12 protein-coding genes are annotated in these 14269 nt (G+C 72.3%); 3 read left to right on the plus strand and 9 right to left on the minus strand.

What is annotated here, in order from left to right; all coding sequences use genetic code 11:
• Both AB0K21_RS11695 and AB0K21_RS11700 read right to left on the minus strand, forming a co-directional pair.
• The coding region (locus tag AB0K21_RS11695) for a hypothetical protein (protein WP_364149429.1) at positions 1-256 on the minus strand (256 nt) is incomplete at its 3' end.
• Positions 257-540: 284 nt separating this feature from the next.
• Positions 541-1074: a GNAT family N-acetyltransferase gene (locus AB0K21_RS11700; RefSeq protein ID WP_343979756.1), complete on the minus strand. Its 534-nt coding sequence runs from the start codon at positions 1072-1074 to the stop codon at positions 541-543.
• 37 nt (positions 1075-1111) lie between these two features.
• Here AB0K21_RS11700 and AB0K21_RS11705 point away from each other — a divergent pair, with 37 nt between their 5' ends.
• Positions 1112-1297 (plus strand): hypothetical protein, encoded by a 186-nt coding sequence (locus AB0K21_RS11705; RefSeq protein WP_343979753.1) that lies wholly within the window; start codon positions 1112-1114, stop codon positions 1295-1297.
• A gap of 97 nt (positions 1298-1394) precedes the next feature.
• Here AB0K21_RS11705 and AB0K21_RS11710 read toward each other — a convergent pair whose 3' ends face one another.
• Together AB0K21_RS11710 and AB0K21_RS11715 are read right to left on the minus strand one after the other, a co-directional pair.
• Entirely contained in the window at positions 1395-3362 is a 1968-nt protein-coding gene (locus tag AB0K21_RS11710; RefSeq protein WP_364149431.1) for a serine hydrolase, read from the minus strand.
• Between the two features lie 171 nt (positions 3363-3533).
• Complete coding sequence (locus AB0K21_RS11715) at positions 3534-6836, minus strand: P-loop NTPase fold protein (protein ID WP_364149433.1); 3303 nt, start codon at positions 6834-6836, stop codon at positions 3534-3536.
• A gap of 199 nt (positions 6837-7035) precedes the next feature.
• Between AB0K21_RS11715 and AB0K21_RS11720 the strand changes: the two genes are divergently transcribed.
• The gene (locus AB0K21_RS11720; RefSeq protein ID WP_343979744.1) at positions 7036-8166 is read left to right on the plus strand and encodes an alkaline phosphatase PhoX; all 1131 of its coding nucleotides are present in this window, start codon (positions 7036-7038) and stop codon (positions 8164-8166) included.
• Here AB0K21_RS11720 and AB0K21_RS11725 read toward each other — a convergent pair.
• From AB0K21_RS11725 to AB0K21_RS11745, 5 genes are all read right to left on the minus strand, one after another.
• Positions 8136-9053 (minus strand): ABC transporter ATP-binding protein, encoded by a 918-nt coding sequence (locus AB0K21_RS11725; RefSeq protein ID WP_364149436.1) that lies wholly within the window; start codon positions 9051-9053, stop codon positions 8136-8138. The two genes, AB0K21_RS11720 and AB0K21_RS11725, sit on opposite strands and share 31 nt — an antisense overlap.
• Entirely contained in the window at positions 9034-10068 is a 1035-nt protein-coding gene (locus AB0K21_RS11730) for an ABC transporter substrate-binding protein (protein ID WP_364149438.1), read from the minus strand. Before AB0K21_RS11730 ends, AB0K21_RS11725 begins: the two co-directional genes overlap by 20 nt.
• Positions 10069-10080: 12 nt before the next feature.
• Positions 10081-10884 (minus strand): ABC transporter permease, encoded by an 804-nt coding sequence (locus tag AB0K21_RS11735; RefSeq protein WP_364149440.1) that lies wholly within the window; start codon positions 10882-10884, stop codon positions 10081-10083.
• On the minus strand, positions 10881-11963 hold the full coding sequence (locus AB0K21_RS11740) for an LLM class flavin-dependent oxidoreductase (RefSeq protein WP_364149442.1): 1083 nt from the start codon (positions 11961-11963) through the stop codon (positions 10881-10883). The genes AB0K21_RS11735 and AB0K21_RS11740 overlap by 4 nt, the downstream gene beginning before the upstream one ends.
• A 188-nt stretch (positions 11964-12151) precedes the next feature.
• Positions 12152-13054, minus strand: a complete 903-nt coding sequence (locus AB0K21_RS11745) for a bifunctional helix-turn-helix transcriptional regulator/GNAT family N-acetyltransferase (RefSeq protein ID WP_364149444.1) — start codon at positions 13052-13054, stop codon at positions 12152-12154.
• Positions 13055-13163: 109 nt separating this feature from the next.
• On the opposite strand from AB0K21_RS11745, the gene AB0K21_RS11750 reads away from it, so the two are divergent.
• Entirely contained in the window at positions 13164-14162 is a 999-nt protein-coding gene (locus AB0K21_RS11750; RefSeq protein WP_364149446.1) for a beta-propeller fold lactonase family protein, read from the plus strand.
• The last annotated feature ends 107 nt before the right edge of the window (positions 14163-14269 follow it).

The raw sequence follows: 14269 nt of genomic DNA on the forward strand, positions 1-14269 counted from the left end.
CGAAGGCGGCCGGGGGCGCCACATAGGCGGTCCGCCTGGGCCGTGACGGCTCCACCCGGGTCTCCGGACCCGGTCCGGCCTCGCCGGGCCCCTTCGGGTACGTCCTGCCTCCCGGCGACACCTCCTTCGTGTCCCCGACGGCCCGCGGATCGAGCCGCGCGGCCGCCAGGACCTCTTCCGGTCCGGACGCCTGCGGCGGGAACGGCGTCGTCCACCTGCGCATCCGGTCGGCCGGGAAGAAGTTGCGAACCCCCATGGAAAATCTCCTGCGATCTCGGTATCGGTCACCAAAATTCGCAGAAGGTACTTGCGCCTTACTTGGAGGTCAGCGCAAGCGCCTGCCCACCGGACGAACATCGGCTGATACGGCACTGCGGTGGTTCGTCAGGGCGGGGAAGCGGTTGCGGGGGCCTCCTGCGGACGAGGGCCTGCCCGACCGGTTGCGCCACCAGCGTCGCAGCAGTGCGCCGGGGGCGGCCGACCGCAGATCGCGCGGACGCCGTCGGGGCGGGGCAGGGGACTCCAACCCCTACCGCGGATTCAGAAGACAGGCTCTGGCAGAGACAGCCGGTAGTAGACCTCCTCTATCGGCGGAAGGGGAGCCGACAGGAGTTGGACACGGCCGGACGGAACGAAGCCGAAACGCTCATAGAAGCGCCGGGCTCGGGTGTTGTCGGCCGCTACCCACAGGCCGATCTCCTGGTGTCCGTCAGCGCGGAGCCGCTCCGCGGCGGCCGTCATGAGCGCGTGGCCGAGACCGTCGGACTGCGCCTCAGGCAGCACGTAGATGGCGAAGACCTCGCCGCCGCCGATGTGCTCGTCACGGCAACGGCCGAGGTTGACGAAGCCAACGATCCTGCCGCCGATCTCGCCCACCAGAAGCGGTGTGAGTCCCTCGGCCAAGGCGTTGGCGAGTGCCTCCTCCATGCGCGCCACCGCGTCCGGCTCGACCTTGAGCGCGTCGAGGTAGTCGTCGGGCATGATCCCGCGATAGGCGGCCTTCCACGTGGTCACGCGTACGTACTCGCGGGCTTCGACGTCCTCGGGCACGCCCGGGCGGACTTCATACGTCACGCGCATATGATGCCCCTCGGTCATGATTATTTGAAGCGTGGCCGGACCACTGCAACGGCGCGACAGCGGTCCCGGCGAGATGACGGATGTCGCCCCGGTGCTCGGCCTGCTGACGCTGACCATGACCAATCTCTACTGTGACCAGCACGGCGACGTGACCGAGTACGCGGTGGACTTCCTCGCTCCCGAGCGTGAACTTTCGGCCGACTACGACCTCGAATAGTCTCGCCCCTCATTGCCGACGGAGGTGGCCCGAGAGGTCCATCCCTCGTGGAGGAACCGCCGAGCCGGATGGTCGAGGGTGGTCACGGGGAACGTCCTCAGAACAGGTCGTGGGAGGGCCAGACGGCGATCTGCTGGAACACCTCCCACATCATCGTGTCGAGGTCGACGCCGTTGCCGTTGGCGAGTGCCGCCCAGCAGAACTCGTTGCTCGTCCGGGCGAGGATGCTCTCCGTGCCGTAGGGAATCAGCCGGCCGCTGTGCCACCAGTTGCCGAGGGTGTTGACACCCCAGCCGCAGGCGTACGCCGGTTCGGCCGCCGACGGTGCGGTCATCGTCGCGATCGTGTCCGGCCGGAGCAGGTCGGGGACGGTGGGAAAGCCGTCGGCCCGCAGCGCGAAGCGGACGACGTCGACGGGTGATGCGAGCCAGCCGCCGTGGGAGTCCATCCGCCGCGCCGGGATGCCGTATGGGTCGCCGGTGCCGTAGTAGACCACCTCGTCGGGGCGTCGTTCGGCGCGGGTGTTCCCGGCGAGGTGCATGTTGGTGATCCCGCTGGGCGTGAGCACGCTCCGGTGTACGAAGTCGGCGTAGGGCTCCCCGGTGACCTGTTCGATGATCCGGCCCAGCAGGCAGTAACCGAAGTTGGAGTACAGGTGGGTGGTGCCGGGCGTGTGCTGGAGGGGCCGGTTGTCGAGCACCCAGCCGATCAGCTGGTCGTGGTTCATCGCCGGGTTGCCGAACATGGGGTCGTCGCCGTCGTTGGTCCAGCCCCCGGCGGTGTGCTGGAGCAGGTGCCTGACCGTGATGGCCTGGAGCCCCGCGCCGTAGGGCCTGCTGCCGTACCGGGTGCCGAGGATGCCGCCCGCGCCGAGGACGCGCCGGTCGAGCGTGAGCAGGCCGGCTTCGACGAGCCGCATGACCGCGACCGCGGTGATCGGCTTGGAGACGCTGGCGATGCGCATCAGGTGCCGTTCGGTGAGCCGCTCGCCGGTCTCCCGGTTCGCCAGCCCGTACCCTCGGGCGAAGACGAGCGCGCCGCGCCGGGCGATCGCGAGTGACACGCCGGCCACTCCGGAGGCCCTCATGTGGCGGTCGACGACCGCGTGGACGGCGGCGAAGGCATCGTCCACGATCCTGTCGCTCAGCCAGATCCCCGCGAACCGCTCCGAGCCGGAGCCGTAGCCGCTGACCCGGGCGGGCCGGTAGCCGTCTCGCCGGTGCTCGTCGAAGACCCCCTGGTAGTCCGCCCCCTCCACGCCGTGGCGGGCCGACCAGGCCGGGCCCGCGCCCCGCACCCAGATCGCCGCGTACAGATCGGTGCCGCCGACGGTGTAGCCGCTGACGTGGAAGGGGCGGTATCCCTTCTTTGTCAGCTCGTCGAACTCGGCCTGGTACCGTGCCCCGGTCAGGTCGTGGCGGGCCTCCCAGTCGGGCCCCTGGGCTCCCCAGACCTTCTCCCAGATCGCCGCGAAGTGTGCCTTTCCCGCGATCCCGTACCCGTCCACGTGGATCAGCCGGTACCCCTCCTTGAGCAGCCGGTCGAACTCGGCCTGGTACCGCTCCGAGGGCATGTCGTGCTGGGCGACCAGGTGCGGCCCGCCGGTGAGCTCCCAGATCGCCGCGAAGTACACCTTCCCGGCGACCTCGTATCCGGCCACGTGGACCAGGCGATAGCCCTCCTTCTCCAGCCGCCGGTACTCGGCCCGATACTCCGGCTCGGTCAGGCCGTGGCGGGCGAACTGCGGCGGCCCCGGCGCGTGTTCCCAGATGGCCGCGTATCCCGCCTGGCCACCCATCTCGTAGCCGTCCACCTGGATCAGGCGGTACCCCTCCTTGGCCAGGCGGTCGAACTCGGCCTGGTACCGCTCCGAGGTCAGGCCGTGGCGGGCCACCCACGGGAACGTCCCGGCCGACATCGCCGCACCGGTACGGAGCCTTTCCACGCTTTCCGCGACGCGGGCCGCCGAGGCGACCCCTGATCGTTCGAGACCGAGGAACACGGCCAGCCCGAGCCCCGCCAGGAGCGCGCCGCGACGGCTGAACGGCACCGATGAATCCCGCACGTCGAACCCTCCATCCCGGGCTGTCGCGCCCGGCCGATAGCCGAATATCCGAATAAGCGGGGCCGCCGCCTTCAGTGTGCGAACCGGCGCCGCCCGGGAGATGAGTACGCCCCTACTCATCTCCGCCTCCACTCGCACCACCACCGGTCGTGGAGCCGGGGGACCCGGTGTTCAGAGGAGATAGCGGGCCAGGTCGGCGATGGGGTGGGGGCGGGAGAGCAGGTCGCGCAGGGCTTCCAGGTGGGGGGAGTCGTAGGTGGTGAGGCCGGTCTCGTCGACGATCCGCTCCCAGGTCGGGTCGTCGCCCGCGGCGGCCTCCAGACGGCGCAGGATGCTCACCCCGTCGACCTCCCTGGCCAGCAGGGTCAGCAGGTGCGGCCACTGGACGGCCAGCGCGGCGAGCTTGGCGACCTCGCCGTCCGAGGCGGGGATCGCCCCGGCCAGGGCGCGGCGGTAGGTCAGGAACGAGTAGAAGCGGAAGACGTTCACGTACCGCTTGATCTCGCGCGGGTTGAAGAAGGTCAGCGCGGGGAGCACGAACTCGATCGCCAGGTAGGCGTTCTCGTCGCTGTAGAGGTCGTCGAAGACCCGGTCGGCGGCCTCACGGGTCGCCGCGCACAGGCCGCCGACGGCGTCCGAGCACTCGATGCCCAGGGCGTCCTGGGCCAGCCGCGCCGCCTCGTCGAGTGTCGTCGTGGTCGGGCGCAGTGCCCAGATGGCGTCCTGCAACCGGCTCACCTGGACCGGGTCCGGCGGATCGGCCGCCCACGAGCCCGGTGCCGGGTGCGATCCCGTCAGGTCCGCCGGTGGGGGCGGTCCCAGCGCCTCGACCGGTGCCCACAACTCCAGCCTCCGCGCGCCCGGCGTATGCCGCCCCTGCACGGCCGCTCCCGACCGCGTGGCGGTGCCGGGCGAGCCCGGCGCGGCCGCGTCGTGCGGGAAGGGCCGTGCGGGAGGCAGGGGACCGCGCGAACGCGGTCCGGCCGGATCCGGGGGCGGGTCGAGCCGTTCCAGGGCGGCTGGGGGACCCGCCGGACGCGGTCCGGCCGGATTCGGTGTCCGTATGGCGCCCGGGTCACCCGGTCGTACGGTCTTCAGGTCGGGAAGGACGTCCGCGGGCCGGACGGTGTCGGCGACGCCGAGCAGCGCCCGTACGAAGGCGGGCAGCCGGTCGGCGTCGTCCAGCAGCGGCACGCTCAGCGGTAGCTGCACGATCTTCTCCAGGAACCGCCAGCCCAGGCCGGACCGCCCGCCGACGGGCAGCGTCCCGGCCAGTTCCGGATAGGCGGCCTCGACGTGCGCGACGACCACCTCCGGCTCCATGGCCAGTACGAACACGCAGTTGGGGAACTCGCCGGCGAGGAACAGGTTGATCGCCTCGATGACCTGCGCCACCGTTCCGGACGAGCAGCGGTCCAGGTCGTCCACGAACACCACCAGCGGGCGCTCCTCGGTGGCGACCAGGTTCAGGACCTGTCGCATGTCGGTCTGCACCAGGTGCAGGAAGCCGGTCTTGGACCGGTATCCGGGAGCGGTCGCGCCCTCGCCACCCGCCCCGTCGGCCGCGCCCGGGCCGAGCAGGTCGGGTTGCGTGACCAGGCCGCGGAAGGCGTTGTCCGCCGACTCCCCGAAGAACCGGGCCAGCCGCAGCGCGCCCGCCCCCACCACGGCCGCCGCACCCGCCGAGCCGACGGCCGCCGCGGCGTTCCCCAGCAGGGAGCCGAAGGCGGGCAGCAGCGCGGCGGCGGCCAGCAGCGCCCCGGTGAGGACGAGGGTGGCGACCAGGCCGAGGGCCACCGGGGCCAGGCGGGTCAGCGCCAGGTGGTAGGCGCGGCCGCGGACCGCCTCCCGGTCGATCCTGGACAGGTTCAGCTCCAGCCAGAACCGCTCCCGCTCGGCGCGGGGCAACCGCCGGGTGACCTGACCGATGATCTCGTGTGCCAGTCCGGCCCAGACCTGCTCGCCGTTCTGGTACATCCACGGGTTGAACCAGACCGTGGGCCGCCAGTCCGCCCGCCGCAGCGGGAGCGGGTCCGGCTCCGCCTGCCCGGCGCTCCCCCTGGGGCGCCGGCCGGTCCTGGCCAGCACCTCGGCGTTGGTCAGCGCCCGCTCCGCGCGGGAGCCGGGCAGGTGGATCGGGGCGGGATCGTCTCCGGCGGCCCCGGGGTCCAGCAGGTCCTGGATCATCCGCATCAGGGAGGTCTTGCCGGTGCCCCACGGCCCCTTGACGCCGATCGTCAGCGGGGGCCGGGTCTCGGGGTGACGGACGAACGCGGCGATGGCCTCGGCGTAGACCCGGTGCCCGAGCTGGTCCTCGGTGGTCCACCGGTCGGCGGTGAGCCTGGCCCGGGGCCGCACCGTACGGAGCCCGGCCCGGTGGCGGCGGAGCAGCGCCGAGGTCTGCGCCCGTTCGGCCACCGAGAGCCGCGAGTGGCCGAACCTCCGCACGTCCGGATGGACGAACGTGGTCGTGTCGCCCAGCAGGCCCCACTGCCTGAGCTCGGCGGCGTCGCCGAGGATCTCGTCGATCGGCTCGCCCTCGTCGAGCAGGGCGGCCCTGCGCAGCAACTCCCTGGCCGGCTCGCTCAGGTGGAGTTCGTAGACCCGCCGGACGATCTCGATCCCGCAGCTGGGCGGGGTGTGGTCGCCGAGCCGCGCCAGAGCGCGGGTGAAGGCGGCGTGCGGGGCGGCGGCGTCCCTCGCCGGGGTCAGGGCGACACCGGCGACGGCTCCGTAGGCGATCAGGATGGGGGTGCGGGCGGCCGAGACCGCCGTGTAGCGGGCGAGCGCGTAGGCGTGCAGGTCCCCGACGCTGATCGCCCCGTCACCGTCGAGGTCGGCGGCCCGCGTCAGCAGGCCCTCCGCGATGACGTCGGTCAGCGTGCGCACCGGGCCGGGTACCGTCTCGTCGAGCCTCAGCGTGAGGGTCAGCGCCGCCGCCGCCACCTTCGGCTCCCCGGCCACGGCGAGCTGCCTGACCGGTTCGGCGGAGCCGTCAAGGGCGCTCCAGCCGAAGTCCACGATCAGCAGCACGGCGGCCGCCAGCGACTCGCCGACCTGCCGTCCGAACGTGCCGATCATCGATCCCAGCTGTCCCGAGGTCCAGCCGCCGTCGGCGGGTAGCCGGATCAGCAGCAGGTCTCCCTCCCGCGCCGAGCGCAGCAGGTTCCACACCCGCTCGCCGTCCGCGTTCGCCCCGCCGCTGCTCTCGGCGTCGACGGTGAACCCCTCGGCGCGCAGCGCGCTCGCCAGCCGCGCGTCCGGCCGCCCGGCACCGGGCCCCGCGGCACGCGGATCGGTGTGGGTGTCGGGGGGCGGCGTGCCGGCCCGGTCGTGTGGCGGGGCCGGGTGCGGGGCGGGAGTCCGGGGCGGGAGCGTGTCCGGCGGGGAGTCGAGGAAGACGAGAGCTCGGCGGGTGCCCACCCGGGGCGCGGTCTCGAAGACTGGATTCGCGAACGCGAGTCCCTCGCTCAACGGTCCTCCCGATCCGACGACGGTGAAGATTCCACTGTGGACGCGTCCGGCGGGACAGATGGCGATCTTGGTGATAGGCCGACCTGGTTTGGCGGATGTTTGTCCTCCGGTTCGCGCAAAGTTTGCGCTCAAGGAGTCTCGGCGTTCATGTGAGTTCGATCGGCTTGCGGCGTACCGTGAGGGACGACGAGGAGGGGCCATGCTTCGCCGCACGTTTGTGCGCACCGGATGTCTGACCGCCGGTGCGGTTCTCGCGGGCTCGCTCTGGCAGGGGGTCGCGGGTGCCGTCGCCCCGAGCTTCGAGGGCCCCTACGGTCCGCTCGGCGAGCCCGACGCCAACGGGGTCGCGCTGCCCGAGGGGTTCACCAGCCGGATCGTCGCCCGCACCGGCCGCCGGATCGGCGGGCTGCTCTGGCACCCGGCGCCGGACGGCGGCGCGTGCTTCCCCGACGGCGACGGCTGGATCTACGTGTCCAACTCGGAGATCCCGCTGCTCGGCGGGGCGTCGGCCATCAGGTTCGGGCCGGACGGAGCCGTCGTCGGCGCCTACCGCATCCTGTCGGGCACCAACCTCAACTGCGCGGGTGGCCGCACCCCGTGGAACTCCTGGCTGTCGTGCGAGGAGGTCTTCCGCGGCCGGGTCTTCGAGTGCGACCCCTACGGCTCGCGGGCCGCGATGCCGCGCCTCGCCATGGGCCGGTTCAAGCACGAGGCCGCGGCCTGCGACCCGGAGCGGCGGGTGGTCTACCTCACCGAGGACGAGCCCGACGGCTGCTTCTACCGGTTCCGGCCGGTCTACTGGGGTGACCTGACCTCGGGCACCCTGGAGGTGCTCTGCGCCTCCGACTCGGGCACGGTGACCTGGCGGCGCGTGCCCGACCCCGGCGCGCTGCTGAAGGCCACCCGCGACCAGGTCGCCGGCGCCACCCGCTTCTCGGGCGGGGAGGGCTGCCACTACGCGGACGGCGTGTGCTTCTTCACCACCAAGGGTGACAACCGGGTGTGGGCCTACGACACGGAGAACGAGCACCTGGGTGTCGTCTACGACGCCGACGCCCCGCTGAACGGTGTCGACAACATCACCGGCACCCCGTCCGGGGACCTCTACGTCGCCGAGGACGGCGGTGACATGGAGATCAACCTGATCACTCCCGAGCGGGTCGTCACCCCCGTCCTGCGGATCGCGGGCCACGCCAGGTCGGAGATCACCGGACCCGCTTTCTCACCGGACGGCGACCGCCTCTACTTCTCCTCACAGCGCGGCGCCCGCGGTGACGCCGCCGGCACCGACGGCGTCACCTACGAGGTCACCGGCCCCTTCCGCCGCTGAGCGACGCTGAGCGACGCGGCCTGTTTGACCACCTCGGTCAGCTCCTCGCGCAACCCGGCGAAGAGCGGGTCGGTGCGGGGACGCTCCCCGTACGGCACGGCCGAGGCGCGGTCGGAGACCACCCGGCCGGGCCTGCCGCTCAGCGCGAGCACCCGGGTGCCGAGGTAGACGGCCTCGTCCACGCTGTGGGTGATGAAGACCACGGTCGTGCCGGCCCGCCGCCACAGCTCGCGGACCTCCTCCTGCATGCGCTCCCTGGTGAAGGCGTCCAGGGCGGCGAACGGCTCGTCCATCAGCAGCAGCGCGGGGTCCGGGGCGAGCGCGCGGGCGATCGCCGCGCGCTGCTGCATGCCTCCCGACAGCTCATACGGCCTGGCCTTGGCGACGTCGGCCAGGCCGGTCAGCTCCAGCAGTTCGGCCACCCGCTCGCGCCGCGCCGCCCTGGGCAGGCCGCGCAGCCCGAAACCGACGTTTCCGGCGACCGAGAGCCAGGGGAAGAGCCGGTGCTGCTGGAACACGAAGCCCCTGGTGGGGGCGGGCCCCGACACCGCCGCGCCGGAGGCGGTGATGGTCCCCGCCGACGGCGCGGTGAAGCCCGCCACCAGCCGGAGCAGCGTGCTCTTGCCGCACCCCGACGGGCCCACGATCGTCACGAACTCCCCGGCGGCGATCTCCAGGTCGATCGGCCCCAGCGCGTCGACGGTCCCGGCGCGCCCCCGGTAGGAGTGCGACACCCCGGCGAGGGCGAGCGCGGTGTCCCGCGGCCCTTCCGGCCCCGCGCCCGGACCGGCCGCAGGGAAGGCGACGGTCTCGTGCGCGGCGCCGTTCGAGGTGGCCGGGCCCGCTCCGGGGGCGGTGGTGCCCGTGTCAGTTTCCGGCGAAGGCATCCGCGAGCTCCTGCGTGGCCAGGCCCTTCTGGAAGACCGCTAGCTCGGGGACGGTGTCGACCTTCTGCTGGTCCTTGAGGAACTCCGCCGCGCTGTGCAGGTTCTCGGCGAGCTTGCCGGGAGCCTCCGGGGTGCCGAGATAGTCGGCGGAGCGCTGCTCGCTCGCGTCGAGGAGCACGAGCTGGCCGAGCTGGCGCGCGGCCTCGGCCGGGTCGAGGTTGAGCTGGCGGCCGATGGCCGCGGCGGCGGCGCCGGTGTCGCTCCTGGCCAGCTTGACCGCGCGGTCCTGCTGCTGGAGCCAGATGCTCAGCGCCTTCGGGTACTTCTTCGCGAAGTCGTCGCTCACCACCGCGAGGTCGGCGGTGAGCTTGCCCCGCTGGGCCAGCTCCCGGCTGGTGACCAGCGTCGTGCCGCCGTTCTTCTCCAGCTCGGCCAGGGTGGGCGTCCAGACGTAGGCGGCGTCGATGTCGCCGCGCTGCCAGGCGGCCTGGATGTCCGGTGGTTCCATGTCGAGGATCTTCACGTCGGACTCGGAGAGGCCGGCCTCGGTGAGCGCGGCGAGCAGGCTGTAGTGGGTGGTCGAGGCGAAGGGGGCGGCGACCCGCTTGCCCGCGAGGCCCTTGACGTCGGTCACCCCGCCCCGGGCGACGAGCGCCTCGTTGTCACCGATCACGTCGAAGATCCACGGCACCCGGTACGGGATGTCGAGCGGCGCGGACAGGCCGCGGGTGACCGGGCTGCTGCCCGCCAGCCCGATGTCCAGCGAGCCGGCGATCATGGCGGTGTTCACGTCGCCGCCCGAGTCGAACCTGCTCCAGGTGATCTTGGTGTTCGGCAGCGCCCTCTCCAGCCACTGCTGGTCCTTGACGATCAGGTCGCCGTTGGGAATGAGCTGGTAGCCGATGCGCAGGGTCGCGGGAGAGCCGTCGGCGGCGGGCTTGGCCTCCTCCGTACCGGATCCGCAGGCGGTCAGGGCGAGGGCGGCGGCTGTCAGGGCGAGGGCTATGCGTTTCATTTCGGGTCTTTCCTAGGTGCGGCCGCGCCAGGGAACCAGGCGGCGGTCCAGAGTTTGCAGAAGGAGGTCGATGAGCAGGCCTGACAGGCCGATGACGATGATGCCGAGCACGACCACGTCCGTCTGGTTGTAGCGCTGGGCGTCACGGACCATGCCGCCGATGCCGGGCACCCCGTTCACGGTCTCGGCGGCGACCACCGTGGTGTAGGCGACGCCCACGGCCACCCGCACCCCCGTGACGATCTCGGGTAGCGCGCTCGGCAGCACCACGCGGAGCGGCAGCTCGTACCGGCGGGCGCTGAGCGAGCGGGCCGCGTTCAGATAGTCCTCGTGCACGCCGCGTACCGCGTCGGCGGTGGCCACCGCGACCGGCGGGAGCGCGGCCAGCAGCAGGAGCCAGACCTTGGGCTCCTCGTCGATGCCGAACCAGATCACCAGCAGGCTGAGGTAGGCCAGCGGCGGCAGGGTGCGGACGAAGGTGACCAGGGGGCCGAGCAGCGCGCGCAGCGTGGGGACCATGCCGATCAGCAGTCCCAGCACGATGCCGCCGCTCACCCCGTACAGGCAGCCGAGCCCGATCCGGCGCAGGCTGGTGAGCAGGTGTTCCTGCAGGGTGTGGCCGCTCACACCGTCGGCGGTGGTGCGCAGGAACCGGTCCCAGACCGCGACCGGCTCCGGCACGAAGACCGGTGGCCAGATCTCGGCCATGGCCACGGCCTGCCAGATCGCGACCAGCGTGACGATCGCTCCGGCCCGCAGCGCCAGGGCTCGCCAGAGGGTGCGGCCGGTGCCCGGCCCGGCTCCGAGGACGCTCACGCGACGAGCGCGGGGGCCGCCAGCCGGGGAAGGACGAAGTCGCCCACCCGCCAGGCCTCCTCCAGGTGCGGCCAGCCGGACAGCACGAACTCCGACAGGCCCAGCTCGGCGTATTCGCGGAGGCGCTCGGCGACCTCCGGGTAGCTGCCGACCAGCGCGGTACCGGCGCCCTCGCGGACCAGGCCGACCCCGGCCCAGAGGTTGGGGGAGATCTCCAGGGATTCGGCGGAGCCGCCGTGCAGGTCGGCCATCCGGCGCTGTCCCACCGAGTCCATCCGGGCGAACCGCGCCTGGGCGGCGGCGATCCTGCCGGGGTCCATGCCCGTGAGCAGCCGCCCGGCGTACGCCCAGGCCTCGTCGGCGGTGTCGCGGGCGATGACGTGGAGCCGGATGCCGTACCGGAGTTCGCGGCCCGCCTCGGCGGCGAGCCTCCGCATCCGGGCGACCCGCTCGGCGAGCATCGCCGGGGGCTCGCCCCACATCAGGTAGACGTCCGCCCCGGCGGCGGCCACCCGCTCGGCGGCGGGGGAGGCCCCGCCGAAGTAGATGTCGGGGGTGTCGAGCAGTGGCGTGGCCAGTCCGCCGCCCGCCACCCGGTAGTGGGTGCCCCGGTGGTCGAACGGCTCGCCGGTCCAGGTGCGCCTGAGCACCTCGATGAACTCGCCGGTCCGTTCGTAGCGGGCGTCGTGGTCGAGGAAGTCGCCGTAGGCGCGCTGCTCCTGCGGGTCGCCGCCGGTGACCACGTTGAGCAGCAGCCGCCCTCCGCTGATCTGCTGGAAGGTCTGCGCCTGCTGGGCGAGGAGCGTCGGCAGGGTGAAGCCGGGCCGGAAGGCCACCAGCAGCTTGAGCCGCTCGGTCCGCGCCGCGACCGCGCCGCACGCCACCAGCGGGTCGGGGCAGCCCGCCCCGACCGGGGTCAGCGCCGCCTCGAAGCCCGCGGACTCCGCGGCCCGAGCCACCTGGGACAGGTAGTCGAGCGTCGCGGGCCGGTCCGCGACGGCACCCGCCGCGACGGTGGTCGTGGCGGGCCTGACGTGGTGGCCGTCGCCGGTGGTCGGCAGGAACCAGTGCAAGCGCATCTTCGCCTCATACGGAGCTCATACGGAACGGGCCGGTGCCATCCGATATTAACCACATAATACCGATCTATAAAGAGGGAATTAGGGGGAGGTGGGGTGAGGAAGCCCGCTGGCCGAGTCTCGCCGCGCGGCGCCGTCGACGACGGCAGGCCTGGTCGGGGGTGGTGAGCGGCCGAGGCGGGATCGGATCAGAGGTCGCGGACCCAGATCTCGTCGACGATGTCGCCGTGCTGTTCCTTCTCGACGAGCTCGAAGCCCGCAGCCCGGTAGATGCGCCTGGCGCCCAGCAGCACGTCCCTGGTCCACAGCCGCATCCGCCGGTAGCCCGCGGCCCTGGCGAAGCGCACACACTCCGCCACGAGCCGGCCGCCGATGCCCATGCCCCGCGCGGACGGCTCGACCAGCAGCAACCGCAACTGGGCCGTCTCGTCGTCCTTGCGCACGCAGAAGACGCAGCCGACCCGCTCGCCGTCCACCTCGGCGATCCAGCCCGCCTCGCGCGCCGGGTCGTGGTGGTCCACGTAGTCGGCCGCGACCCTGGCCACCAGCGCCTCGAAGTCCATGCCCCAGCCCTGCTCGGAGCTGTAGAGCGTGCCGTGCCGGTAGATCACCCAGCCGAGGTCGCCCGGACGCAGCGGGCGCAGGAGGTAAGGAGAGCCCGCCCTCGGCTCCCGGCCGAGGATCTCCTCGATGGCCGCCATGCTCGCGACCAGCCGCCCGAGGTCCTCGTCGGTCACCCCGGCCAGCAGTTCGCGCACCTCTTCGGCCGCGCGCCCGTCGAAGAGCGCGAACCTGGCCCGGCCCTCGTCGGTCAGCTCGACCACCTGCCGCCGCGCGTCGGTGGCGGACCGCTTCCGGACCACCAGCCCGTCGCCCTCGAACCTGGTGAGCATCCGGCTGAGGTATCCGGCGTCGAGCCCGAGCAGCCGCCGCAGGTCGCCGGTCTCCATGCGGTCCGCCCGGTCCAGCTCGAACAGCACCCTCATCTCGGTGAGCGAGTAGGGGGTGTCCAGGATGCCCTGGTGAAGCACGCCGATGAGCCGGGTGTAGAAGCGGTTGAAGGCCCGGACCTCCGCCACGTGTCTCTCCATGCTTGACAGCATCAACGATTTCATTGACCAGGTCAATGAAATCGCAGAGGTCTTTCCGGGCAGGCGACTGTGAGATCGCCGGCCGACTGCGCTAACTTCGAATTTTGCCTTGGAACGGACGATGAGCTGGGACGGCGCGTGCCGTGCCCACGGCGGGAGCATGATGGCTGAGGTCGCGTACATCGGTGGGTACACCCCGGACACCGAAGGATCCGGGCCGGGGATCACCCTGATAGAGCTGGGGAGCCTCGCCCGTCTCGGAGAGACGCCCGCCTCGGGGCCGTCGTTCCTCGCCGTTCACCCGGTCCTCCCGATCCTGTACGCGGTGGGGGAGAGCGAGCGCGGTACGGTCGGCGTCTTCGCCCGCGCCGACGACGGCAGGCTGAGCCCGCTCGCGCAACGGTCCAGCGAGGGAACGGCCCCCTGCCACCTGTCGGTGGACCCCACCGGCACGCGCCTGGCGGTGGCCAACTACGGCGACGGCACCCTCAGCGTGCACGGCATCGACGGATCCGGCCTGCTGACCGACACGTGGATCTTCCCCTACCGTGAGGGGGCCCACGCCCACCAGGCGGTCTTCGGCCCCGACGGCGTGCTGTACGTGAGCGACCTGGGCGCCGACGAGATCCGTCGCTACCTGGTCGGTGACGAGGTGGTCCCGCATCCGGAAGGACCGGTCAGGCTCGCGTCCGGCATGGGCCCCCGGCACATGGCCACGGCGAGCGGCCACTGGTACGTGGCGGGGGAACTGGACGGCACCGTGCGCGCCTACGACGCCGAATGGCGCGAGATCCACGTCGTCCCGGCCAGCGGGAGCGGGGAGCGGAACCAGCCCTCACACCTGGAGGCCCGTGGCGAGCTCGTCTACGTCGCCAACCGGGGGCCCGACACGATCTCGGTCTTCGCCGGCCCCGAGTTGAAGCCGGTCGCGGAGGTCGCCTGCGGTGGCGCCTGGCCGCGGCACTTCGCCATCGCCGACGGCCGCATGTACGTGGCCAACCAGCGCTCGGACACCGTCGCCGTGCTTCCGCTGAAGGACGGCGTCCCACGGCCCGCGGGAGAGCTCTTCGCCGTCGGCACCCCGTCCTGCGTGCTGCCGCTGCCCTGAACCGCCGGTGCGGAGGGGATCGGTGGTTCCGAGCGGGTATGACCCATGAGGTGACCGGGGGATTCCCGAGTCCGGAGTCCCGCCGGCGCGCCTGATCTGCCCGTGAT

Source organism: Streptosporangium sp. NPDC049248 (assembly GCF_040678965.1).
Classification (GTDB): Bacteria; Actinomycetota; Actinomycetes; order Streptosporangiales; family Streptosporangiaceae; genus Streptosporangium; species Streptosporangium fukuiense.